General features: G+C 63.3%; 17 protein-coding genes, 1 tRNA gene and 1 pseudogene. 14 read left to right on the top strand and 5 right to left on the bottom strand.

Translation table 11 applies throughout. The features are described from left to right. Positions 1–128: 128 nt before the first annotated feature. Complete coding sequence (locus tag WHZ77_RS16775) at positions 129–332, bottom strand: hypothetical protein (RefSeq protein WP_375314615.1); 204 nt, start codon at positions 330–332, stop codon at positions 129–131. Positions 333–463: 131 nt separating this feature from the next. After that, positions 464–1,435 (bottom strand): glucokinase, encoded by a 972-nt coding sequence (gene glk / locus WHZ77_RS16780; protein ID WP_375314616.1) that lies wholly within the window; start codon positions 1,433–1,435, stop codon positions 464–466. Between the two features lie 262 nt (positions 1,436–1,697). On the opposite strand from glk, the gene pncA reads away from it, so the two are divergent. The 12 genes and pseudogenes from pncA (at position 1,698) to WHZ77_RS16840 (ending at position 15,287) form a co-directional block, all read left to right on the top strand. Then, complete coding sequence (pncA, locus tag WHZ77_RS16785; RefSeq protein WP_375314617.1) at positions 1,698–2,336, top strand: bifunctional nicotinamidase/pyrazinamidase; 639 nt, start codon at positions 1,698–1,700, stop codon at positions 2,334–2,336. 16 nt (positions 2,337–2,352) lie between these two features. Continuing rightward, on the top strand, positions 2,353–3,468 hold the full coding sequence (locus WHZ77_RS16790; protein WP_375314618.1) for an alpha/beta fold hydrolase: 1,116 nt from the start codon (positions 2,353–2,355) through the stop codon (positions 3,466–3,468). A 145-nt stretch (positions 3,469–3,613) separates the two neighbouring features. Further along, entirely contained in the window at positions 3,614–5,647 is a 2,034-nt protein-coding gene (locus WHZ77_RS16795) for an NAD(+) synthase (RefSeq protein WP_375314619.1), read from the top strand. A gap of 479 nt (positions 5,648–6,126) precedes the next feature. Beyond that, positions 6,127–6,942, top strand: a complete 816-nt coding sequence (locus WHZ77_RS16800; protein ID WP_375314620.1) for a sugar phosphate isomerase/epimerase family protein — start codon at positions 6,127–6,129, stop codon at positions 6,940–6,942. 30 nt (positions 6,943–6,972) lie between these two features. Next, the gene (locus WHZ77_RS16805; RefSeq protein WP_375314621.1) at positions 6,973–8,610 is read left to right on the top strand and encodes an ABC transporter substrate-binding protein; all 1,638 of its coding nucleotides are present in this window, start codon (positions 6,973–6,975) and stop codon (positions 8,608–8,610) included. Between the two features lie 3 nt (positions 8,611–8,613). Further along, positions 8,614–9,597 carry an ABC transporter ATP-binding protein gene (locus WHZ77_RS16810; protein ID WP_375314622.1) on the top strand — a complete coding sequence of 328 codons (984 nt, stop codon included), beginning with the start codon at positions 8,614–8,616 and terminating at the stop codon, positions 9,595–9,597. Continuing rightward, on the top strand, positions 9,594–10,586 hold the full coding sequence (locus WHZ77_RS16815; protein WP_375314623.1) for an ABC transporter ATP-binding protein: 993 nt from the start codon (positions 9,594–9,596) through the stop codon (positions 10,584–10,586). The genes WHZ77_RS16810 and WHZ77_RS16815 overlap by 4 nt, the downstream gene beginning before the upstream one ends. Beyond that, entirely contained in the window at positions 10,586–11,515 is a 930-nt protein-coding gene (locus WHZ77_RS16820) for an ABC transporter permease (RefSeq protein WP_375314624.1), read from the top strand. The genes WHZ77_RS16815 and WHZ77_RS16820 overlap by 1 nt, the downstream gene beginning before the upstream one ends. Continuing rightward, complete coding sequence (locus tag WHZ77_RS16825) at positions 11,512–12,372, top strand: ABC transporter permease (protein WP_375314625.1); 861 nt, start codon at positions 11,512–11,514, stop codon at positions 12,370–12,372. Before WHZ77_RS16820 ends, WHZ77_RS16825 begins: the two co-directional genes overlap by 4 nt. A 141-nt stretch (positions 12,373–12,513) precedes the next feature. Then, positions 12,514–14,363, top strand: a pseudogene (gene ilvD / locus WHZ77_RS16830) (dihydroxy-acid dehydratase). A gap of 236 nt (positions 14,364–14,599) precedes the next feature. Then, positions 14,600–14,923, top strand: coding sequence for a hypothetical protein (locus tag WHZ77_RS16835; RefSeq protein WP_375314745.1), 324 nt, complete (start codon positions 14,600–14,602; stop codon positions 14,921–14,923). A 274-nt stretch (positions 14,924–15,197) separates the two neighbouring features. Further along, positions 15,198–15,287, top strand: a tRNA-Ser gene (locus WHZ77_RS16840). Positions 15,288–16,084: 797 nt separating this feature from the next. Here the strand turns inward: WHZ77_RS16840 and WHZ77_RS16845 are convergent. Both WHZ77_RS16845 and WHZ77_RS16850 read right to left on the bottom strand, forming a co-directional pair. Next, positions 16,085–16,417, bottom strand: a complete 333-nt coding sequence (locus tag WHZ77_RS16845; RefSeq protein WP_375314626.1) for a hypothetical protein — start codon at positions 16,415–16,417, stop codon at positions 16,085–16,087. Between the two features lie 97 nt (positions 16,418–16,514). Then, the gene (locus WHZ77_RS16850; RefSeq protein ID WP_375314627.1) at positions 16,515–16,778 is read right to left on the bottom strand and encodes a hypothetical protein; all 264 of its coding nucleotides are present in this window, start codon (positions 16,776–16,778) and stop codon (positions 16,515–16,517) included. A 583-nt stretch (positions 16,779–17,361) separates the two neighbouring features. Here WHZ77_RS16850 and WHZ77_RS16855 point away from each other — a divergent pair. Beyond that, on the top strand, positions 17,362–19,215 hold the full coding sequence (locus WHZ77_RS16855) for a hypothetical protein (protein WP_375314628.1): 1,854 nt from the start codon (positions 17,362–17,364) through the stop codon (positions 19,213–19,215). A gap of 591 nt (positions 19,216–19,806) precedes the next feature. Continuing rightward, a complete protein-coding gene (locus tag WHZ77_RS16860) occupies positions 19,807–20,010 on the top strand; it encodes a cold-shock protein (protein ID WP_375314629.1) in 204 nt (67 codons plus the stop codon). 28 nt (positions 20,011–20,038) lie between these two features. On the opposite strand, the gene WHZ77_RS16865 is transcribed toward WHZ77_RS16860, so the two are convergent. Then, positions 20,039–20,805 (bottom strand): IS5 family transposase gene (locus WHZ77_RS16865; protein ID WP_339026611.1). Its coding sequence is split into 2 segments (ribosomal slippage): positions 20,039–20,481 and positions 20,481–20,805, totalling 768 coding nucleotides; the frame shifts between segments, so codons are not numbered across the junction. Positions 20,806–21,599 lie beyond the last annotated feature (794 nt).

Genomic DNA, 21,599 nt, shown 5'->3' on the forward strand with positions numbered 1-21,599 from the left:
TTCAATAAATCGATGAACCGCTCTAGAGCAAAAAGTTTGACGCGAGCCTGCGAGGGATTGTTAGGGGAACCGTAATCGAGGCGCGTGCTCGCGCGAGCAGCCGCCGGTCCGGCAAAGTCCCGCAAGTCTCAGTTGCGACCGTTCTTCAGCACGTTGGCAATGGTACGGGCCGTCATCGCAGCGCGATCCGAAGCGCGCTGCGCGGCCAGCCGGTCGCGCGCCTTTTCCTCGATGAGCAGCTCGATCAGCGCCAGCCGCTTGCTCTCGTCGTCCGCCTCGAGCAGCAAACGGTGATAGCGGTGATAGTCGAATCCAATGTCTTGCTTACGCATGTCACGCCCCCGCAACTACGCCACACACTGGCTGAACTGTTTCTCATCCGAAACGATCGGGCAAGCACGATCGTGCGTGGAACCGGGTGCCGGCTGCAATCAGCTGTGCATGACTGGAACCGGCGTGCGCCTCAATCCGGATTGTGGTCGGCGAACATCTTGAGGCCGAGGAAGCTTGCATCGGGTCTCGTGACCAGCCGGGTCGGGATGTTACGCAGGTAATCCTGGAAGCGGCCCTTGGCTTCGAAGCGCGCGCGGAACGCCGAGGCCGCAAGGAAATCCGGAAAGCGCGGCACGATTCCGCCGGCGATATAGACGCCGCCGCGCGCACCAAAGGTCACCGCGAGATTGCCCGCGACCGAGCCGAGGATGGCGCAGAACATCTCCAGCGTCGCGCGGCTGAGGGCGCAACTTCCCTCCAGGGCCGCCTTGGTGATGGCGGCTGCGTCGCGGTGCGGAACCTGGGCGCCGTCGATCTCTGCCAGCGCCTCGTAGAGGCTTTGCAGGCCGGAGCCGGACAGCGCACCACGCTCGATCGAGACATGTCCGAGGCGTTTGCGCAGGCACGCGATGACGCGCTCCTCACGCTCGTTCTCCGCGGGCAGGGTCGCGTGTCCGGCCTCGGTGACGACTGCCAGCCGGGCACCATGGCGCTCGACCAGACAGGAGACGCCGAAGCCGGTTCCGGGCCCGACCACCAGCAACGGCTCTCCGGGGAGGCCTTCCCGGCCGCCGAGCGGGATCAGGTCGGCCGGCTTCAGGGCGGGCAGCGACCAGGCCACCACCTCGAAATCGTTGAGGACATGAACGCTGTCGAAGCCGAGGGCCGGTTGGAGCTCGTTGCCGTCGATGACCCAGGGGCTATTGGTCATGACGCAGCGGTTGTTCGTCACCGGACCTGCGACGGCCAGCACGGCTCTGCTGGGCCGCCCGGCACCAGACCGGCGCGCAAGAACATCGGAGATGGCTTCCCGGACAGTGGGGAAGTCTGCGACCTTCACATAGTCGATGGGGCCGGTCTCGTCGCCATGGCTCAGCGCGAACCGCGCGTTCGTGCCGCCGATATCGGCGAGAAGAATTTGTCCTGTCTTGCCGATACTCATGACCCTGGGGTTGCCGCGGCCTTGCCAGCCGTCGGGAACCTCTGCCTCCACTCCTGATCCGATCCGCAGTCTGCGGACGGTCCCGAGAATCCGCGCTTGATTGTGCCTAGTCAACACGGACGAGGCCAAACCGTTGCATCCAATAGGCGATGGGCGCGCCATATCGCGCAATATCGTCGCATATGGTCGGTAGTTGCGAAGCCGCGCGGGAAGATCGACACTGGAGACGAGCGTCCGGCGCGTCTCGTGCCGGACGGCCAGGATGGGGCCTGTGATGAAGATTTCCGACCGTGACGTGCTGCTGGTGATCGACGTGCAGAACGACTTCTGCTCCGGCGGCGCGCTGGCCGTTCCCGGCGGTGAGAAGGTCGTCCCGGCCATCAACCGGATCGCCCAGAAATTCGCCAATGTCGTGCTGACCCAGGACTGGCATCCGCGCGACCATGTATCGTTCGCGCCGAACCATGCGGGCAAGCAGCCGTTCCAGACCATCGAGCTCGATTACGGCACGCAGGTGCTATGGCCGGCGCACTGCGTGCAGGGCACGCCCGGCGCCGAATTCCCCGGGGATCTCGACCTCACCGGGGCAAGCATGGTGGTCCGCAAGGGCTTTCGCCGCGGGATCGATTCGTACTCCGCGCTGTTCGAGAACGACCACCGGACGCCGACGGGGCTGCTCGGTTATTTGCGTGAACGGGAGCTGAAGACCGTCTTCGTCGCCGGTCTGGCGCTCGACTTCTGTGTCCGCTTCTCGGCGGAAGACGCCCGCAAGGCGGGGTTCGAGGTTGCCGTGATCGAGGACGCCTGCCGCGGCATCGATCTCGATGGCTCCGTCGCAGCCACCCATCGGAGCTTTGAGGAGCGCGGCATTTCCGTGATCAGCTTCGAGGCGTTCCTGTGAGCATCGCGAGATAGCCATGGTGGAGAAGGCCGGCAAACAGCCAGGCGGACCGGAGCGGGCTCCGGATGATCCGCTGCTGTGGCCGTTTGCGGCGGCGCGGCTCGCGGTGGACGCCTGCTTCTGGTGGCTCGAGCGTGGTCCGCCGGTGCAGGATGACAGCGGCGTGCCGTGGACGACGCCTAACTCCGTTGCCTTGGAGCTTGCAACGATGCGCCTGCGCGACTGCTCGCGGGCGCGGTCGGGCCAGCCCGCCCTGGTGTGCGCGCCCTATGCACTGCATCGCGCCCTGATCGCCGACTTTGCGCCCGGCCACAGTGTGGTCGAGTCCCTGCAAAACGGCGGCATCGACCGGGTCTATCTCGCCGACTGGCGCTCTGCCACGCCGGACATGCGCCACCTCTCGATCGACAGCTATCTCGGCGATCTCAACGTCGCCATCGACGAGATCGGCGTGCCGGTTGATCTCGTCGGTTTGTGCCAGGGCGGGTGGCTGTCGCTGCTCTACGCCGCGCGCTTTCCCGCCAAGGTGCGGCGGCTGGTGCTGATTGGCGCGCCCGTCGATCTCTCGATCGAGTCCGCGCTCTCCCAGCTGGCTCGCAGCGCACCGGAGATGGTCTACGACCAGCTCGTCGCGCGGGGCGGCGGCAATGTCAGCGGCGACGAAATGCTGCGGTTCTGGTCGAAGCCGCCGAGCCGAGACGATATCGCGGCTGCATTGCAGAAAGACCTCTCGGACGAGGAGGGCGCGGCATTGCTCGCGCGGTTCGACCGCTGGAATATGGAGACGCTCAATCTGCCCGGCACCTACTATCTCCAGATCGTCAACTGGATTTTCCGGGAGAACCGGATCGCCGGCGGCAGCTTCGTCGCACTCGGCCGCCAGATCGATCTGAGGGACGTCACGGTGCCGGTCTTTCTGCTGGCCGGGCTCGACGACGACGTGGTGCCGGCCGCGCAGGCGCTCGCCACAGCCGATCTCCTCGGGACGCCGCCGGCCTTTGTCACGGCGGCCTCCGAACCCAGCAATCATCTCGGCCTGTTCATGGGCGCGCGGACCCACGCACATGCATGGCCCCGGATCGCCAAGTGGCTGCGCGACGATCTGTCCGGCATGCTGGTCCGCAGCGCCTGACGCGGTCGAGGCCGGCGAAGCTGCAAATCCGTTATGCATGATGCCGGATGGCCTGCACGGGGTCATGGCGATGGGTTACATATAGGCTGTGCTTGCGGTCGCCCGACCACGGCCGGCCGCGAAGAGATTGAGGGTCCTGCGCTCGATGAGTTTTCACTCGATTTACGCCCACGGGTTTGCGCGCGTGGCGGCCTGTGTCACCACCTCGCATGTGGCCGATCCCACGGCCAACGCCAAGGCGATCCTGGCAGCGGCCAATGCCTGCCACGAGCAATCGGTGGCGGTCGCGGTGTTTCCCGAGCTGTGCCTGTCCGGTTACGCCATCGAAGACCTCGTGAAGCAGGACCCGCTGCTCGATGCGGTCGAGCGCGGGCTCGCCGCGATCGTCGGGGCTTCCTCGACGCTAATGACCGTGCTGATCGTCGGTGCGCCGCTGCGCTTTGGGGCCCGCATCTACAATTGCGCTGTCGTCGTTCATCGCGGCGCCGTCCTCGGCGTCGTGCCCAAGAGCTATTTGCCGACCTATCGCGAATTCTATGAGGGACGCCATTTCGCGTCCGGCGCCGGTATCGCCGGGGAGACCATCGCCTTCGGCGGGCTGCATGCGCCGTTCGGCGTCGACCTCCTGTTCGCGGCCGAGGACGTTCCGGGCCTGACCATCGGCGTCGAGATCTGCGAGGACATGTGGATCCCGGTGACGCCGGCTTCCGAGCTCGCGCTTGCTGGCGCCAGCGTGCTGATCAATCTCTCGGGCAGCCCGATCACGATCGGCCGGGCACGCGCGCGCGCACTGCTGTGCCAGTCGACCTCGGCGCGCTGCCTTGCGGCCTATGTGTATTCGGCGGCCGGGGCAGGGGAATCGACCACGGATCTGGCCTGGGACGGCCAGACCTCGATCTACGAAAACGGAGCTCTGCTGGCCGAGGGCGAGCGGTTCCGCCAGGGCGGCCAGATCACGCTCGCCGACGTCGATCTCGACCTGCTCAGGCAGGAGCGTGCGTTGATGGGCACGTTCGACGACAACCGCCGGCAGCGCGAGGCGTTTTTCCGCAAGGTTACGTTTCCACTGAAGCCGCCGGCCGGCGACATCGGTTTCCTGCGCAAGATCGAGCGCTTCCCGTTCGTGCCGAGCGACGAAAGCCTGCTCGAACAGGACTGCTATGAGGCCTACAACATCCAGGTGGCCGGCCTCGTGCAGCGCATGCGCGCGACCGGCACCAAGCGTGTCGTCATCGGCGTGTCGGGCGGGCTCGACTCCACCCATGCGCTCATCGTCGCCGCCAAGGCGGTCGACCTGCTCGGGCTGCCGCGCGAAAACATCCTTGCCTACACCATGCCGGGCTTCGCCACCGGCAGCGAGAGCAAGACCAATGCGCTGGCGCTGATGAAGGCGTTGCAGACGAATTGGCGGGAACTCGATATCCGCACCACGGCGACCCAGATGCTGAAGGATATCGGCCATCCCTTCGGCAATGGTGAGAAGGTCTACGATGTGACCTTCGAGAACGTGCAGGCAGGCTTGCGCACGGACTATCTGTTCCGGCTCGCCAACCATCACGGTGGCATCGTTATCGGCACCGGCGACCTCTCTGAGCTGGCGCTCGGCTGGTGCACCTATGGCGTCGGCGACCAGATGGCGCATTATAATGTCAATGCGGGGGTGCCGAAGACCCTGATCCAGCACCTGATCCGCTGGGTGATTGTGTCGAAACAGTTCAGCGACGACGTCAACCGTACGCTGTCCTTGATCTTGTCGGCCGAAATCTCGCCCGAGCTGGTTCCGGTCGAGCCAGGTGAAAAGCCGCAGAGTACGGAAGCCTCGGTCGGTCCCTACGAGCTGCAGGATTTCAACCTGTTCTACACGCTGCGGTTCGGCATACGGCCGTCCAAGATCGCCTTCATGGCGTTGCAGGCCTGGAAGGACGTCGCCAAGGGCGAATGGCCGCCAGCTTTCCCCAACGACAAGCGCAAGGCCTATGATCTTGCCGAGATCCGCCGCTGGCTGGAGGTGTTCCTGCGCCGCTTCTTCGCCTTCAGCCAGTTCAAGCGCTCGGCGATGCCGAACGGGCCGAAGGTTTCGGCCGGTGGCTCGTTGTCGCCGCGCGGTGACTGGCGTGCGCCGTCGGATTCGAGCGCGGCGGCGTGGCTCGAGGATCTCGAGCGGAATGTTCCCAAGTGATCAGGCAGTACTGATCGGGCTGCGCGCCTGATCAAGCGGTCCAGAAAAACTTCGCGCCGCGCGGCGGGTGCCGGCGGCGCGAAATCGCGTTCAATCTAGAAAGTTCGAGGTCCGGAGTGCCTAGGAGTCCGGACCTCGTAACCTTGCCCCAGCCTTTGATCCCCCCGCCCCATGTGGTCCCCCAACCCCATGCAGCGCGATCAGAGGGTGATGCCCTTGGAAGGCCGCCGATCGATGGGTGCGATGTACGCGAAGTATGGCTAGGATTCCATTCCGGATCACTACGGACACAAACGTGCTTGGACTCGCGCGCTGACGCATACGCCTGCACCGCTTGCGCGCGTGGCTGCCTGAAATCGATGCAAGCGATCGACAGGATGTCCACATCTCCTCGACGTTTCGGAACCGGCATTTCATGGGCCTGTCATTGAACTGGTCTAGCGCTGCCCTTGTCATCGTTGACAGCCAAGGAGCAAGCCATGTCGAAGCCGGTGTTGGGCGCCGCATTGTCCATCAAATCCATCCCCGCCCACCGCGATTGGCTTCTCGAACGGCAGCGCGACCTCGAAATCCAGGATTTCTTCCGCGCCGATCTGCTCGACGGCGACTGGCGCAGCGCCGCCGCCGAGATCAAGCAGATGCTCTCTGGACATACCGGCCGGCTCGGTATCCATGGCCCGTTCTGGGGCTTTGCTATTGGCAGCCACGATCCGATGATCCGCCAGGTCGTGACGAAGCGCCTGCTGCAGGGGCTGGACGCCGCCGAATTCCTCGGCGCGACGCAGATGGTGATCCATTCGCCGTTCACGACCTGGGACCACAACAACCTCGATCTCTATCCTGACAACCGCGGCAATCTCGTCGAACGTGTCAAGGCGACGCTTGCCGAAGTCATCGCGCGTGCTGAGACGATCGGCTGCGAGGTCGTCATCGAGAACATCGAAGACAGGGACCCGCGCGACCGCGTGCGCCTCGCCAAGGCGCTCGAAAGCGCCAAGGTCCGCGTCTCCCTCGACACCGGTCACGCCAATTACGCCCACGTCTCCACCGGCGCGCCGCCGGTCGACTATTACGTCGAGACCGCCGGGGACATGCTGACGCATGTTCATCTGCAGGACACCGACGGTTTCGCCGACCGGCACTGGGCGCCGGGCGAGGGCAACATCCCGTGGGTTGCCGTGTTCCGTGCGCTCGGCCGGCTGACCTCGAATCCGCGGTTGATCCTCGAGCTCCGCAATCACGACGACGTCCGCACCGGCGCAGCCCATCTGGCCGCGCTCGGGCTCGCCGAATAACCGCCATCACAGAGCGCAGGATCTACCATCATGAGCAAGCTCACCCGTCGCACCATCCTGAAATCTGGCGGTGCTGCCGCAAGCACGCTGCTGCTGCCGCGCTTTGCGATCGGACAGGCGGACAACCGCCCGTCGGTGACGATCGCCGTGCAAAAGGTCACGAATTCGAACGTGCTCGACGTGCTGCGCGAGCAGTCCAATGTCGGCGAGCGTGTGTTCTTCTCGTCGATCTGGGAAGGCCTGATCTCGAAGAACTGGCGCGGCAGCCTCGAGGCGGTGCCGGGCCTTGCCACCGAATGGCGCCGCATCGACGATCAGACCGTCGAGCTGAAGCTGCGTCAGGGCGTGAAGTTCCACAATGGCGATGAGCTGACAGCCGAAGACGTCGTCTTCACCTTCAGCCGTGCGCGCATGTTCGGCGAGAGCGAGGCCAAGAGCCGCTCCACCATCCAGGCTTTTGAAAAGATCCCGACGCCGCGTCCGGGCAAGGAATTGCCGCCCGATGTGCCCGCGGTCGCGCGCCGCATCTGGCCGGACCTCGTGCGTGTCGACGCCGTCGACAAGTACACGGTGCGATTCTACAACGCGACGCCCGACGTCACGATCGAGGGGCGGCTGTCGCGCTACGGCTCCGACATTGCAAACCGCCGCGCCTGGGACGAATCCGCGAGCTATCTCGACTGGGCGCGCAAGCCGGTCACCACCGGCCCCTACAAGGTCGTCGAGCTCAAGCCCGACGTGTCGCTGACCCTCGAAGCACACGACGAATATTGGGGCGGCCGGCCGCCGCTCAAGCGCATCCGCTTCCTCGAAGTGCCGGAGGTGGCAAGCCGCATCAACGGCCTGCTCTCGGGCGAATACCAGTTCGCCTGCGACATCCCGCCGGACCAGATCGCCGGCATCGAGAAGAACGCGGCGTTCGAAGTGCAGGGCGGCACGATCCTCAATCACCGCCTGACCGTGTTCGACAAGAACCACGCCCAGCTCGCCAATCCGCTGGTGCGGCGCGCCTTCACCCACGCGATCGACCGCCAGGCCATCGTCGACAGCCTGTGGGCCGGGCGCACCCGCGTGCCGAAGGGTCTGCAGTGGGAATTCTACGGCGACATGTTCAACGCCGACTGGAACGTACCCGCCTACGATCCGAAGCTCGCTCAGGATTTGCTGAAGCAGGCCAATTACAAGGGCGATCCGATTCCCTATCGCCTCCTCAACAACTACTACACCAACCAGGTCGCGACCGCGCAGGTGCTGGTCGAGATGTGGAAGTCGGTCGGCCTCAACGTCCAGATCGAGACCAAGGAGAACTGGTCGCAGGTCATGGAACGTGCGCCGACCCGCGCGGTGCGCGACTGGTCGAATTCGGCCGCCTTCAACGATCCGGTGTCGTCATTGGTCGCCCAGCACGGCCCGAACGGCCAGCAGCAGCAGATCGGCGAATGGACCAACGCCGAGTTGAACACGCTCTCGGAGTTCCTGGAGACCTCGACCGACCGGGCCGCCCGCAAGAAGGCGTTCCGCCGCATGCTGGAGGTCGCCGAGCGCGAGGATCCCGCCTACACGGTGCTGCACCAGAATGCGACCTTCACGGCCAAGCCGAAGTCGATCAAGTGGAAGGCGTCGCCGGCCTTTGCGATGGACTTCCGCGCCGGCAATTTCGAGGCTTGATCGATGGCGCCGCTGGTCAGCATCGAACGCCTCGGCGTCGCCTTCAACGGCGTGCCGGTGCTGCGCGGCGTCGATCTCACCCTGAACAAGGGCGAGGCCCTCGGCCTCGTCGGCGAGTCCGGCTCCGGCAAGTCAGTGACATGGCTTGCTGCGCTCGGCCTCCTGCCGAAGCATGCGAAGGTCACGGGCTCCGTGCGGCTCGACGGTCGTGAGATACTTGGCGCTCCGGCCGCCGAACTCGACCAAGTGCGGGGCGGGCGGGTAGCCATGATCTTCCAGGATCCGGCGAGCGCGCTCAACCCGGTGCTGACGATCCGCAAGCAACTCTGCGAAGCGCTCGCGCTGCACCGCGATCTCTCGGGCGAGGCGGTGAGAGCCGAAGCCAGGCGGCTGCTCGATCTCGTCGGCATTCCCGACGCGGCGCGTCGGCTCTCTGCCTATCCGCACGAGTTCTCCGGCGGCCAGGTCCAGCGCATCATGATCGCGATGGCGCTGGCCGGAAATCCCGACCTGCTGATCGCGGACGAGCCGACCACCGCACTCGATGCCACCATCCAGGCACAGATCCTCGAGCTGCTGTCGTCGATCCGCCGCGAGATGAGCATGGCGATGGTTCTGATCAGTCACGATCTCGGCGTCGTCGCCGAAAATTGCGACCGTGTCGCCGTGATGTATGCGGGGTGCATCGTCGAGCAGGCGCCCAGCAACCAGCTCTTCGCCGATCCCGTGCACCCCTATGCGCAAGGCCTGATCGGCGCGCTGCCGCCGCTCGACGGGCCGCGCCGGCGGCTCACCGCCATTCCCGGGACCGTGCCTGATCCCGCGCGCATGCCCGGCGGCTGCGCCTTCGCACCCCGTTGTGGGCTCGCGGCGGAGCCGTGCGGTATGGCCGCGCCGAGCCTTGCGCCGATCGCGACTGGCCGAGCTGTCGCCTGCATCCGCGCCGAAGCGTCGCGCCGGGCCTTGCTCGGGATTGCCGCCGAATGAACGTGCCGCTCGTCGAGGTGCGCTCGATTTCGCGCAGCTACAGCATGCGCTCCGGAATGTTCGGCCGAAGCACGGCGGTTCATGCCGTTGATGGCGTGTCGCTCATCATTCCCAGGGGTGAGACGCTCGGTCTCGTCGGCGAGTCCGGTTCGGGCAAGTCCACCACGGGCCGCATCGTGCTCGGGCTGGAGCCACCGGACCGCGGCGACGTCAGGTTCGAGGGCAAGCCGATGGCCGCGCCGGGGACGCCTGCGTGGCGCGCGCAACGCGCGCGCATGCAGATGATCTTTCAGGACCCGCTGGGCGCGCTGGACCGGCGATTGCCGGTCGCGGCGCAGATCCGCGAGCCCTTGGACATTCACGGCCTCGGGACATCGGCTGAGCGCGAGGAGCGCGTCCGGGAGCTGCTGCGCGCGGTCGAACTGACGCCGGGCCATGGCGTCCGCTATCCGGGCGCGCTGTCCGGAGGGCAGCGCCAGCGCGTCGTGCTGGCGCGGGCGCTGGCGACAAAGCCCGATTTCCTGGTCTGTGACGAGCCGGTCAGCGCGCTCGACGTCTCGATCCAGGCTCAGGTGGTGAATTTGCTTTGCGATCTGCAGGCGCAATTGTCGCTGACGCTGCTGTTCATCAGCCACGATCTGCGCGTCGTGCGGCAGATCAGCAATGTCGTCGCCGTGATGTATCTCGGCCGCATCGTCGAGATCGGCAATGCCGACGATCTGTTCGCGCGGCCTGAGCATCCGTACACGCAGGCACTGGTCTCGGCCTCGCCGGCACCGGGCCGCCGCAGCGCGGGCCGCATCGTGCTGGCGGGCGATCCGCCGAATCCGGCTGCGCGCCCGAAGGGCTGCGCCTTCCATCCACGCTGCCCGCGCGCGATCGCGCGCTGCGCGACGGAGACGCCGGCCCTCGCGGTCGTCGGCGGAGACCGGCAGGTGGCCTGCCATCTCGTCACCGGGCCGCAGGCCGCGACGCGGGACGCGGCGTGATGGGACGCTACTTCGCCATTCGGATCGGACGCGCGGCCCTGACGATCGTGCTCGTCGTCACCTTCGCCTTCGTCGTGCTGCGGCTCTCCGGCGATCCCGCGCTGATGATCCTGGGACCGGAAGCGCCGCCGGAAGTGATCGCGGCCTTCCGCAAGGCCTGGGGTCTCGATGATCCGATCTGGTTCCAGTATCTCGACTACTTCCACGCCATCGCGCAAGGCGAACTCGGTCGCTCCATGCGCGACGGCAGGCCCGCGATCCAGCTCGTGCTGGAGCGGATCCCTGCGACGCTGGCGCTGACGCTGCCGGCCTTCTTCTTCAAGGTGGTGCTCGGCGTTCCCGCCGGCATCTATGCCGCGCTGCATCGCGGCTCGGCAATCGACCGTGCCGTGATGATGACCGCGGTCGCCGGCTTCACCGTGCCGAGCTTCGTGCTGGCGCTGCTGCTCGTTCTCGTCTTCGCCGTGCAGCTCGGCTGGCTGCCCTCGGGCGGGCAGGACAGCTGGCGCCACGCCATCCTGCCGATCGTGACGCTCAGCCTCGGCGGCGCCGCGGTGCTGGCGCGGTTCACCCGCAGCGCCATGCTGGAGGTGCTCGGCCAACCCTATATCCGCACGGCCTCGGCCAAGGGCGTGCCGTGGCGCAAGGTGGTGACGTCGCACGCGCTGCCGAACGCGGCCATCCCGACCGTCACCATTCTCGGTTTCATGGTGGGGTCGCTGATCGCGGGCGCGGTCGTGGTCGAGAGCGTGTTTTCGTGGCCCGGGGTAGGGCGCCTGCTCGTCGTAGCCGTCGCCAACCGTGACCTCGCTGTCGTGCAATGCATCCTGCTGCTGGTGGCGATGACCATGGTCACGTCCAACCTGATCGTCGATTTCCTCTACGGCTTCCTCGATCCGCGGCTGCGTGCCAAAGGAGCGCACGCATGACTGACGCGACGTTGAAGGACGCATCCGTCCGTCGTCGCATCAGCCTGCCGGCGATCCCTGTATCGGTTGCGCTTGCGGTGACCTGGATCGTCGCCATGCTGGTGATCGCGGCCTTCGCCGAGAAGATCGCGCCCTACGGCTACACCCAGCTCGACCTGCGCAACCGGCTGTCCGCGCCCGGCAATGTCGCCCACTGGCTCGGCACCGATGAGCTCGGCCGCGACGTGCTGTCGCGGCTGCTCGTCTCGATCCGCATCTCGCTGCTGATCGCGTTCGGCGCGACGGCGATCTCGGCCATCGTCGGCACCACGCTCGGCTTCCTCGCTGCGCATTTCCGCGGGGCCATCGAGCAGTTCGTGCTGATGCTGACCGACTTCCAGGCCAGCATGCCGTTCCTGATCATGGCGCTGGCGGTGCTGGCCTTCTTCGGCAACTCGCTGCCGCTGCTCATTGGCCTGATGGGAATGTTCGGCTGGGAGCGCTACGCCCGCATCGCGCGAGGCCTCGCCATCTCCGCCAATGCGCAAGGCTACGCCGCCGCGGTCCGCCAGCTGGGCGCGACGCCGACGCGGATCTATCTCAGGCACATCCTGCCGAACATCGCCTCGACCCTGATCGTCTCGACCACGCTGGTGTTTCCCGAGGTGATCCTGATGGAGTCAGGCCTGTCCTTCCTCGGGCTCGGCGTGCAGCCGCCGATGACCAGCCTCGGCAACATGGTCGGCTACGGCCGCGAATACCTGACCCGGGCCCCCTGGATCATGCTGGCGCCGGCGACCACCATCGTCGTGACCACGCTCGCTGTCTCCGTGATCGGCGACTGGCTCCGCGACCGGCTCGATCCGACCCTGCAATAGCCTGCGCCGGGGGCAGGGGAGCCCTGTCCGGCCCAAGTTCCCGTTGCGCCGAGCCACCCTGTGCGCTATCCGGCCGGAAAGGCCTGAGGCGCTTCCATATTTTCCCGCCCCGGCCAATGCAAACCGAGGACGGAAACCGCCATGCCAGCCTATCGCTCCCGCACCACCACCCACGGCCGCAACATGGCGGGCGCCCGCGGCCTCTGGCGCGCGACGGGCATGAAGGACGGCGATTTCGGCAAGCCGATCATCGCGGTCGTCAATTCCTTCACCCAGTTCGTGCCCGGCCACGTCCACCTCAAGGACCTCGGCCAGCTGGTCGCTCGCGAGATCGAGCAGGCCGGCGGCGTCGCCAAGGAGTTCAACACCATCGCGGTCGACGACGGCATCGCGATGGGCCATGACGGCATGCTCTACAGCCTGCCGTCGCGCGAGCTGATCGCCGACAGCGTCGAGTACATGGCCAACGCGCATTGCGCCGACGGCCTCGTTTGCATCTCCAACTGCGACAAGATCACGCCCGGCATGCTGATGGCCGCGCTGCGGCTCAACATTCCCGCCGTGTTCGTCTCGGGCGGCCCGATGGAGGCCGGCAAGGTCACGTTGCAGGGCAAGACCAAGGCCGTCGACCTCATCGATGCCATGGTGGCCGCGGCCGATTCCAAGGTCAGCGACGAGGACGTCAAGGTGATCGAGCGCTCGGCGTGCCCGACCTGCGGCTCCTGCTCGGGCATGTTCACCGCCAATTCGATGAACTGCCTGACCGAGGCACTTGGTCTTGCGCTGCCCGGCAACGGCACGGTGGTGGCGACCCATGCCGACCGCAAGCGCCTGTTCGTCGAAGCCGGCCACACCATCGTCGATATCGTCCGCCGCTACTACGAGCAGGACGATGCCTCCGTGCTGCCGCGCAACGTCGCGAACTTCAAGGCGTTCGAGAACGCGATGACACTCGACATCGCCATGGGCGGCTCGACCAACACCGTGCTGCATCTGCTCGCGGCCGCCCATGAAGGCGAGGTCAAGTTCACCATGCAGGACATCGACCGCTTGTCACGTCGCGTGCCCGTGCTGTGCAAGGTCGCGCCGTCGGTCGCCGACGTCCATGTCGAGGACGTGCATCGTGCCGGCGGCATCATGGGCATTCTGGGCGAGCTCGACCGTGCGGGGCTGATCGACACCTCCGTGTCGACCGTGCATGCGCCGACCATGAACGATGCGCTGGAGCGCTGGGACATCAAGCGCTCGAAGAGCGAGTCGGTCCGCACCTTCTTCCGTGCCTCGCCCGGCGGCATCCCGACGCAGGTCGCCTTCAGCAGGAGCGCCGTTATGACGAGCTCGACACCGATCGCGAGAAAGGCGTAGTCCGAAATCTCGAGCATGCCTTCAGCAAGGACGGCGGTCTCGCCGTGCTCTACGGCAACCTCGCGCAGGACGGCTGCATCGTGAAGACCGCCGGCGTTGATGCCTCGATCCTGAAATTCTCCGGCCCGGCGCGCGTGTTCGAAAGCCAGGACGCTGCGGTTGAAGGCATTCTGGGTGGCAAGGTCGTTGCCGGCGAGGTCGTGGTCATCATCTACGAAGGCCCGCGCGGCGGCCCCGGCATGCAGGAGATGCTGTATCCGACCAGCTATCTGAAATCGATGGGCCTCGGCAAAGCCTGCGCGCTCGTCACCGACGGACGTTTTTCCGGCGGCTCGTCGGGCCTGTCGATCGGCCATCTGTCGCCGGAAGCGGCCGAAGGCGGCAATATCGGTCTGGTGCGCACCGGTGACCGCATAGCGATCGACATTCCGAACCGCAGCATCACGCTTGAGGTTTCCGACGAGGAGCTCGCCAAGCGCCGCGCGGCGGAAGAGGCGAAGGGCGACGCCGCATGGCAGGCGACGGGCCGCAAGCGCAGCGTCTCGACCGCGCTCCAGGCCTACGCCGCGCTCACCACCAGCGCCGCGCGTGGCGCTGTGCGCGAGGTGAAGCGTCGCTCGAACTGAGTGCGTCGTGCGCGTTGTGTGATCGCGAACGACGCGGTCGGGCATGGTCAACAAGTTCTGAACGGCCGGCGAAAGCCGGCCGTTCGCATTAAGGATGCCTCGACGAACTTCAACGCAGCAGGATTTTACGGCGTATAATGCGCCGACCTTCGCAAATCCATTTCGGGCAACTGGGGCACTACATAATGTCTCGTACTCTTGCTGTTGTTTTCTCGACCGCCGTCGCCGCGATTTCGATGACGGGCGCCGCTTCCGCCGGCTGCTACAATTGCTACGCGCCGCCGCCGTGCCAGACCTGCTACCAGCAGCAATACGTGCAGCCACAATACCGCACCGTCGACGAGACCGTGATGGTGTCGCCCGGCGCCACCGTCGCGCATCGCACGCCGGCGCAGTACCGCACCGTGATGGTGCCGCAGACCGTCATGGTTGCGCCGCCGGGCGTCCAGTACGAGCGCATCCCGCCGCAATACGCCACGCGCCAGCGCGTCGAGATGGTCTCGCCCGGCTATTCCTATTACGCCCCGGTGGCGACGGGCTGCGCCTCCTGCGGCTACTGAGCCGACCGAGCACCAAACAATTCCATGCGGCGCTCCTCACGGGGCGCCGTTTTGCTTTTGGGGGCAGCAAACGAGGCCCGGAAACGGAGACGAATCCAGACCGGGCCTCGCAACCAGCGACGCCCTGGGAGATGTCGCCAGTGTCCGGGATTGCTGGGGAATGCAGCCTAAGGGAACAGGCTGACGGGCGGCTGACAGATCGGGCAGCTCAAGGGTTTGGCGAGGGCGTTGCCATGCGTCGTCGCTTGCGTTAAGCGACAGCCATTCCGGGTTTGGAAGGGTGGCCGAGTGGTTTAAGGCACCGGTCTTGAAAACCGGCGTGCCCGCAAGGGTACCGTGGGTTCGAATCCCACCCCTTCCGCCAGTATACTGTTCTCCATTGTTCGCCGCTGTTCGAACTCCACAACAAAGTCAGCGACTTAGGCAAAAGAGCTGTACTTCGCAGTTCGCCGATGTTCTCCCTGGCTGGGTCGCTGACCGTAGTTGTTGCCCTTGAGTTCGGAGGACTGCCAGCCTGGCCCTGCAATACGGTGTGCCGCTTCGCCAGCTTGGGGAGGCGATCTAAATGCCCGAAAAGATTATTGAGGCTCGCTTGGCTTATCTCGTTCGTGGCTTTCAGCCTCGGCGGCCGCGCTGGCATCGATGCCATGGCATCCTTTGATAGTACCGAGCGCTCGCCACGATCGAGCCAACAATCCGCACACAAACCAGCAGGAAAATCATCCTCCGTCGTTTCGACATTTCCTGACTTTCTGATCAAATCAGACTTTGGGCTTCGTCTTCGGTCCCAATTCAAACTCGAGCCGCGCGGCTCATAGGCGCTTGAGGTTTTCCTGAAACTCCGGAGATGCTTGGCTATCCGATATGATCTGTCTCGACCCCGTCGGGTTGAGGCCGCTTTGATTGGCCTCGTCCGCAGCCTTAGTGCTTCGACAGCATGACGTCGTTCAGCCGTCTGCGTTACTCGGAAATGTCGGTGTCGCACGTTGAATGAATCCATTGGACCCTCATAAACTGAACGCAACAAAAACGTTCTCGACACAGTGAAGGTCGCACCTCCGCACGATTGGATAGCTATTGGTCAATTTTGACCGCGATGACGGCCAAACTCGGATTATCGGCCGCAGGCGCCGCTTGTGACAGCTCCCGCGGCCGGTGCGATCAGCGCTTCGCCGCATTGCCTGCTAATTCCATGGCGAGATCTAGTGCTGCGATTCCAATTTGGTCGGTTGGACGAGATCGACAGCGCTGATCCATCCAAGCAACGATCGCGGTGTAATCGCCTCCGCCGACGATTTCCCTGTCGCCACTGACATTGAGACCGCTTACGAAGCCCATGACCCAAGATTCGAACGCTCCCTTAACGATGGCGTTTTTGGTTCTGTTCGTCCAAGCTGAACAAGACTGTGAACCGGCGCCAACGATGGTCGCCCCGGCGCGGAGTGGAGTTGTAAGCAGCAGCAGGAAGGCGATGACCGCCACTATCTTCATCATCGGAACCAATGCGTTGATGCAAAAGACCAGGCTACCGATCCAGTTCGCTCTTGTCAGCAGCGAGCGATTGAATGCGCGGGGTGACCGTTGCGGGTGATTAGCCGCACGGCCTTGCCGTTGCGCTCAAGCGCAGCCAGTAGCCGTCATATTTTATTTCGTGGATCCAGTCTGGACCTACGGGCACGGCAGCCGCGGGAAGGCAAAACTCGAACGCGGTAGGCATGACTTGGAAATGGGTCGCGACCGGCGCAGAAGAAAGTGCCGCTTTGCAGTGGCCCAGTTCGAAGTCATGTTCTGGTTTAAAAACGAGCTGAAAAATACCAACCTCAGGAATGAAAACAATTAAAGATACAAACCCCATGACCCGGTCGTCCCATCAAGGAAGCGGTTCAGGGATATTCTCGTCGCCTGCCAAATCCTTGTTCCGTCAAAGGAACCTTTGCGCGCAACGTCCGGGCGTCGCGACCGAAGACATGTCTGGACACTTTGAATAACTCGTGAGAGGCTGAGCAAATAGTCGCGTTTCGGAGGGAAGACCGATGCGCCTCGTATTACCTTATTTCGGAATCTTTCTCTGCCTCTCGCTGGCTGCGTGGATGTCGCTTTCGTTGGTGCTTTAGCCTGTACCAACAGCGCTCTCTCTACGTGCGGTGCCGAACAGCGGCAGCGAGAGCTGCAGGTCTCCGCGATCAAGCTCTGCAATGCCGCGTAGACTTCGGCATCGGTCGCGCGTTGAGCAACAGTATTGGCGACGTCTGACGTCGCATCTCGACCAGCACTCTATCGCGTTGAACCGGCACGACGGGAGGCAAGAGTCATCCCTTCTCAGCTCGACCTAAATGCGCATTCAACTCATTTGACAACCATCAATCTGCAGCCAATATTTACATTGGCCTGCATTTAATATTTAAAATAGAACAGCAATATATTTAAGGGCGAGTAAAATGGCGAAAATCTCCTTCACAAGCGGAAGTTTGCGCGGAACTCAAGTGGGCGACGATGAGGCTTACGCGGGAATTGACAGCACCTACAACGTTTTGATCGGAGACGCTGGTGGAAGCATCCTAAACCACGCCTCGGGAGGTAACGACACCTTCGTCAGTGGAGCTAACGCAACAAACATTTTCTTTGGAGACGCAAACGGCGACATCACCGATTTTGGAGTTGGTGGATCAGATAGCTTTACGGGGCTGGGAACCGCGACCAACAGCTTTTACGGCGATGCCGGTGGCAGACTATCGGGCCACGCCTTAGGCGGAAATGATTCCTTTTCGGAAACGTCGGGAGGTAAAGCGGGAGCACCGCTGAGCAGCTATTTCTATGGCGACGCTGGCGGAGACATAACGGGATTTGCTATCGGCGGCGACGATGCCTTCTTTGGAAGGGCTGTATTCACCAATTTCGTCTTCGCCGGTGACTCGGGCGGCGACATGTCGGGCCATTCGAGAGGAGGCACCGACACTTTCACCATTGCCGTCAACTTCAGCACTTTCACTATCTTTGGCGACGCTGCCGGCTCCATCTCGCAATACGCAACAGGTGGAAATGACCATTTCGTATCGTCTGGCGGTGATGGCACCTCGACCATCTATGGGGACGCGGGGCAGGATTTAAGAGGGCATGCTGTAGGCGGCGACGACACGTTCCAGGGGACCGGCACTTTCTACGGGGATGTTGGAGGCAATATTTCCAATAACGCTGCGGGCGGTAACGATACGGCTTCGATGCTGGCAAGTCGGGGGCTGCCTGTTGACGCATTCTATGGCGATGCTGGCGGGAGCATCACGAACAACGGTCATGGAGGAAATGATAGCCTGACCGCACTTATTGGTGGGGGCGGCCCTCCAAACACCGTCTTCCTTTTCTCCTTCTTTGGTGATGCGGGTGGTGACTTGCTTCAAAACGCATCGGGCGGAGATGACTCGTTCAGCGCCGGCGGAACTATAGGGTCGGCGGTGTTTTTTTACGGCGACGCTGGCGGCAACCTGTCAGGTCATACCCACGGTGGCAATGATAACTTCTTGTCCATCAGAGCATCCGCTACATTCTTCGGCGACGCTGGCGGAAACATGTCCGACGCTTCAATGGGCGGCGATGACACGTTCACCGCGTCAGGTTCGCAAGACACGGCAACTAACACGTTCTTCGGAGATGCCGCCGGCCAGATGTCGGGAAGCTCTAGGGGCGGCAGCGATACGTTCTTCGGCGCTCAAAATACGACAAATACATTCTATGGCGATGCCGGACTCGAAATGATTGGTAACTCGGTCGGCGGAGCGGATCATTTCACTGGAGGAATAGGATCAACGAACACTGCCTATGGCGATGCCTTAAACATGTCCGGTCACGCGGTAGGCGGAAACGACATCCTTACAGGAGGGGACGACGCAAGCGGCCTTTCAGCTGGGTCCTTCAATGATACCCTGGTCGGCGACGCCCAACTATTGGCCGACCGGGCGCGGGGCGGGAACGATACCATCGTAAGTGGCACGGGCAATGACGACATGTGGGGCGACGCTCAACTGATTATCGGAAAGGCGCAAGGAGGAAATGACAGTTTCGTTTTTGTAGCAGCAAACGGCCACGACAAGATCGAGGACTTCGGCCAGACCGCAGGTTCTCAATCTGGCAAGGATCACATCGACGTCAGTGGCCTTGGGATCGGTAACTTCGGGCAGCTGGCTATCTCTGCTTTCAACGATACTACGCACGAGAGCATCATCACGTTCGGCCTTGGCAACGACGTTATCGTTCACAGTCAGCACGCATTGACAGCGCAAGACTTCATTTTTGTGTAGCCACCAGTTCGTCGAGCAACAATGTCCTCTGCCATCCAAACCTCTTCGGGAGAGGACTTGCCAAGCTTCTTGATCGGACGTGCCGGTGCATACATCCGGCGCGGCTATGCGGTGAAGGTCGTCGATGGCCTTCTTTTTCCAAGCCACCCAAACGAGGGAAGCGTCGGTGCGGCGGCCGAGGATATTCAGAGCGGCGCGAAGGCTCAGTGCGCTCCGGATGGATTTTGGCGGATCCTACGGGGGACCGCTGGTTGATAGCTTTCCAAACACGTCCATAGCGGCAGCAATCGATCGCTCGTGCGAATGTTGGCTCAAGCGACCGGTGCCCCGATAAGCTACCGCCGGCTCAAGGATCAGGTGCGGGGCCGATTTTGGCTAGTCTATTGACGACAATCCGAATGCGAACACAGAGCCACCGGCGACGACGAGTGTGCTCAACAGCCCCAAGAAGATTTCGCCGGGGTGCGAAACGGTTCGCGCCGCTGGTGGGAGGGCGGGAGGGCAGCACGCCGGATCAAGCTCGCGAGTTTTTCTTGCCGTGCCTCGCCTGCTCGATCTAGGCTGGAGACATTGCTCAAGCAGGAGGCGGACGTGGCTACAGGGACGGTAAAGTGGTTTAACGCGACAAAAGGCTATGGGTTTATTCAGCCTGACAATGGCGGCAAGGACGTATTTGTCCATATCTCGGCCGTCGAGAGGGCCGGCCTGAGCAGCCTCAACGAGGGTGCTAAGGTGAGCTACGAAGAAACGAGCAGCAAAGGCAAAACGTCAGCTGAAAATCTGAGAGTCGGGTGACCCGGCGGGCCGGTTCACGCTCGCAGGCCTAGGTCGTGGACTCATAAGCTCGGAGCCAAAGTCTCGTTGATGCCAGCAGAACGGCGGCGAGGAAGTTTCTAGCGAGTTTGTCGAAGCGCGTAGCGACGCGGCGGAAGTGTTTGAGTTTGCAGAAGAAGCGCTCGATCATATTGCGCTGGCGATAAAGACCCGGATCGACCGAGCGCTGAACTTTACGGTCCCGCTGGGTCGGGATGTGCGCCTCGCTGCCGCGCTGGCGAACCAGTTCGACGATGGCCTGAGCGTCGTAGCCGCGATCGGCAATGAGCGCGCGGGCCGGCGGCAGTCCCTCAAGCAGGGCTGCCACGGCGGCCTTGTCAGATGCCTGTCCGGCGGAGAGCACGATCCGCAATGGAAGGCCATTCTCATCCACGACGGCGTTGATCTTGGTGCTCAGTCCTCCACGAGAACGGCCAATGGCGTGATCCGGGCCCCCTTTTTACCGCCGGCTGCATGCTGGTGAGCGCGAATGATCGAAGAGTCTATGAGGTGCAGGGATCCGGGTGATTGCGCCGCAAGTGTCTCGAAAATCCGCAGCCAGACGCCAGCCTTCGACCAGCGGTTATAGCGATTATAGGCGGTCGTATAAGGCCCGTAGCGACTGGGCAGATCGCGCCAGGGCGAGCCCGTCCTCAAAACATAAAAGATCGCATTGATGATGCGTCGGTCGTCCACCCGTGCCACGCCCCGCGGTTTGTTGGGCAGCAGCGGTGCGATCAAACGCCACTCGGTCTCCGAAACATCGTACCGGGCCATGATCAAGGTCCTCCCAGGACCTTGAATCACGACAAACGCAAACGCTCAATGGTTATGGGTACAGAACCTAGCACTCCCGGCGCTCTAATCCGCAATTGGATCGGCAGCCGGGAGCATTGGGGCTGGAAAGTGAGCTGTGCCATGTTGGCAATTTGGCCACAATACGTCGAAATCGGATTCCGGTAGTTATATCGACTTCAATTTCGGAACGGGGTGTTCTACTGTGAGAACACCGGCGAGATTTGAGTACCGATCAATTTTCAGTTGTCCGGGATGGCCGCAGTGGGGGCTGGAACCACCCTGCGGCCTTTCCCTGAGGACCAACTTCCGTCCACGCCGACGCTTTCGTCAGACGACATTTTTTGCGCAGCAATTTGCTTCCGAAATTCTCTTGGAGCGCGGGCGAGCGCCATTGAATATGGGCAAGATTGGATTTGCCATCATCTTTGCTGCCGTTGCGGCATATGCAGTGGATCATCGCTGGAACGATGGCCGCTCCACACGAAGCACCGTAGCTGTGCTTCGTGGTGTGCAGCATGCGATAGGTTGGTGACGCCCGCCTCAGTGGCGGCCTTGCTCACCGATGCCTTTTCGGCTTGCGCCGACGGCTGCACGACCGCCGGCAGTAGGGACGACTCCGGTAACGCTGATTAGCATGAGCGGGATACAGTTTCTCCGCCCGGCAGCCCTTCGAACTCAAACGGGCAACGCAAGGAGAGCGCTAGCTCTTGAACTGGAGAGCCAGGGCTTTTCGTTGTCCGCCGGGTTGCGAAGGCGGCCTTATGTTGGGTTCC

Source organism: Bradyrhizobium sp. A5 (genome assembly GCF_042076515.1).
Lineage (GTDB): Bacteria > Pseudomonadota > Alphaproteobacteria > Rhizobiales > Xanthobacteraceae > Bradyrhizobium > Bradyrhizobium cosmicum.

What these genes read in the sequence shown, in the direction of transcription:
- WHZ77_RS16775 (WP_375314615.1), bottom strand. Translation starts at nt 332, where the DNA reads ATGCGTAAGCAAGACATTGGATTCGACTATCACCGCTATCACCGTTTG.
- glk (WP_375314616.1), bottom strand. Translation starts at nt 1,435, where the DNA reads ATGAGTATCGGCAAGACAGGACAAATTCTTCTCGCCGATATCGGCGGC.
- pncA (WP_375314617.1), top strand. Translation starts at nt 1,698, where the DNA reads ATGGGGCCTGTGATGAAGATTTCCGACCGTGACGTGCTGCTGGTGATC.
- WHZ77_RS16790 (WP_375314618.1), top strand. Translation starts at nt 2,353, where the DNA reads ATGGTGGAGAAGGCCGGCAAACAGCCAGGCGGACCGGAGCGGGCTCCG.
- WHZ77_RS16795 (WP_375314619.1), top strand. Translation starts at nt 3,614, where the DNA reads ATGAGTTTTCACTCGATTTACGCCCACGGGTTTGCGCGCGTGGCGGCC.
- WHZ77_RS16800 (WP_375314620.1), top strand. Translation starts at nt 6,127, where the DNA reads ATGTCGAAGCCGGTGTTGGGCGCCGCATTGTCCATCAAATCCATCCCC.
- WHZ77_RS16805 (WP_375314621.1), top strand. Translation starts at nt 6,973, where the DNA reads ATGAGCAAGCTCACCCGTCGCACCATCCTGAAATCTGGCGGTGCTGCC.
- WHZ77_RS16810 (WP_375314622.1), top strand. Translation starts at nt 8,614, where the DNA reads ATGGCGCCGCTGGTCAGCATCGAACGCCTCGGCGTCGCCTTCAACGGC.
- WHZ77_RS16815 (WP_375314623.1), top strand. Translation starts at nt 9,594, where the DNA reads ATGAACGTGCCGCTCGTCGAGGTGCGCTCGATTTCGCGCAGCTACAGC.
- WHZ77_RS16820 (WP_375314624.1), top strand. Translation starts at nt 10,586, where the DNA reads ATGGGACGCTACTTCGCCATTCGGATCGGACGCGCGGCCCTGACGATC.
- WHZ77_RS16825 (WP_375314625.1), top strand. Translation starts at nt 11,512, where the DNA reads ATGACTGACGCGACGTTGAAGGACGCATCCGTCCGTCGTCGCATCAGC.
- WHZ77_RS16835 (WP_375314745.1), top strand. Translation starts at nt 14,600, where the DNA reads ATGACGGGCGCCGCTTCCGCCGGCTGCTACAATTGCTACGCGCCGCCG.
- WHZ77_RS16845 (WP_375314626.1), bottom strand. Translation starts at nt 16,417, where the DNA reads ATGATGAAGATAGTGGCGGTCATCGCCTTCCTGCTGCTGCTTACAACT.
- WHZ77_RS16850 (WP_375314627.1), bottom strand. Translation starts at nt 16,778, where the DNA reads ATGGGGTTTGTATCTTTAATTGTTTTCATTCCTGAGGTTGGTATTTTT.
- WHZ77_RS16855 (WP_375314628.1), top strand. Translation starts at nt 17,362, where the DNA reads ATGGCGAAAATCTCCTTCACAAGCGGAAGTTTGCGCGGAACTCAAGTG.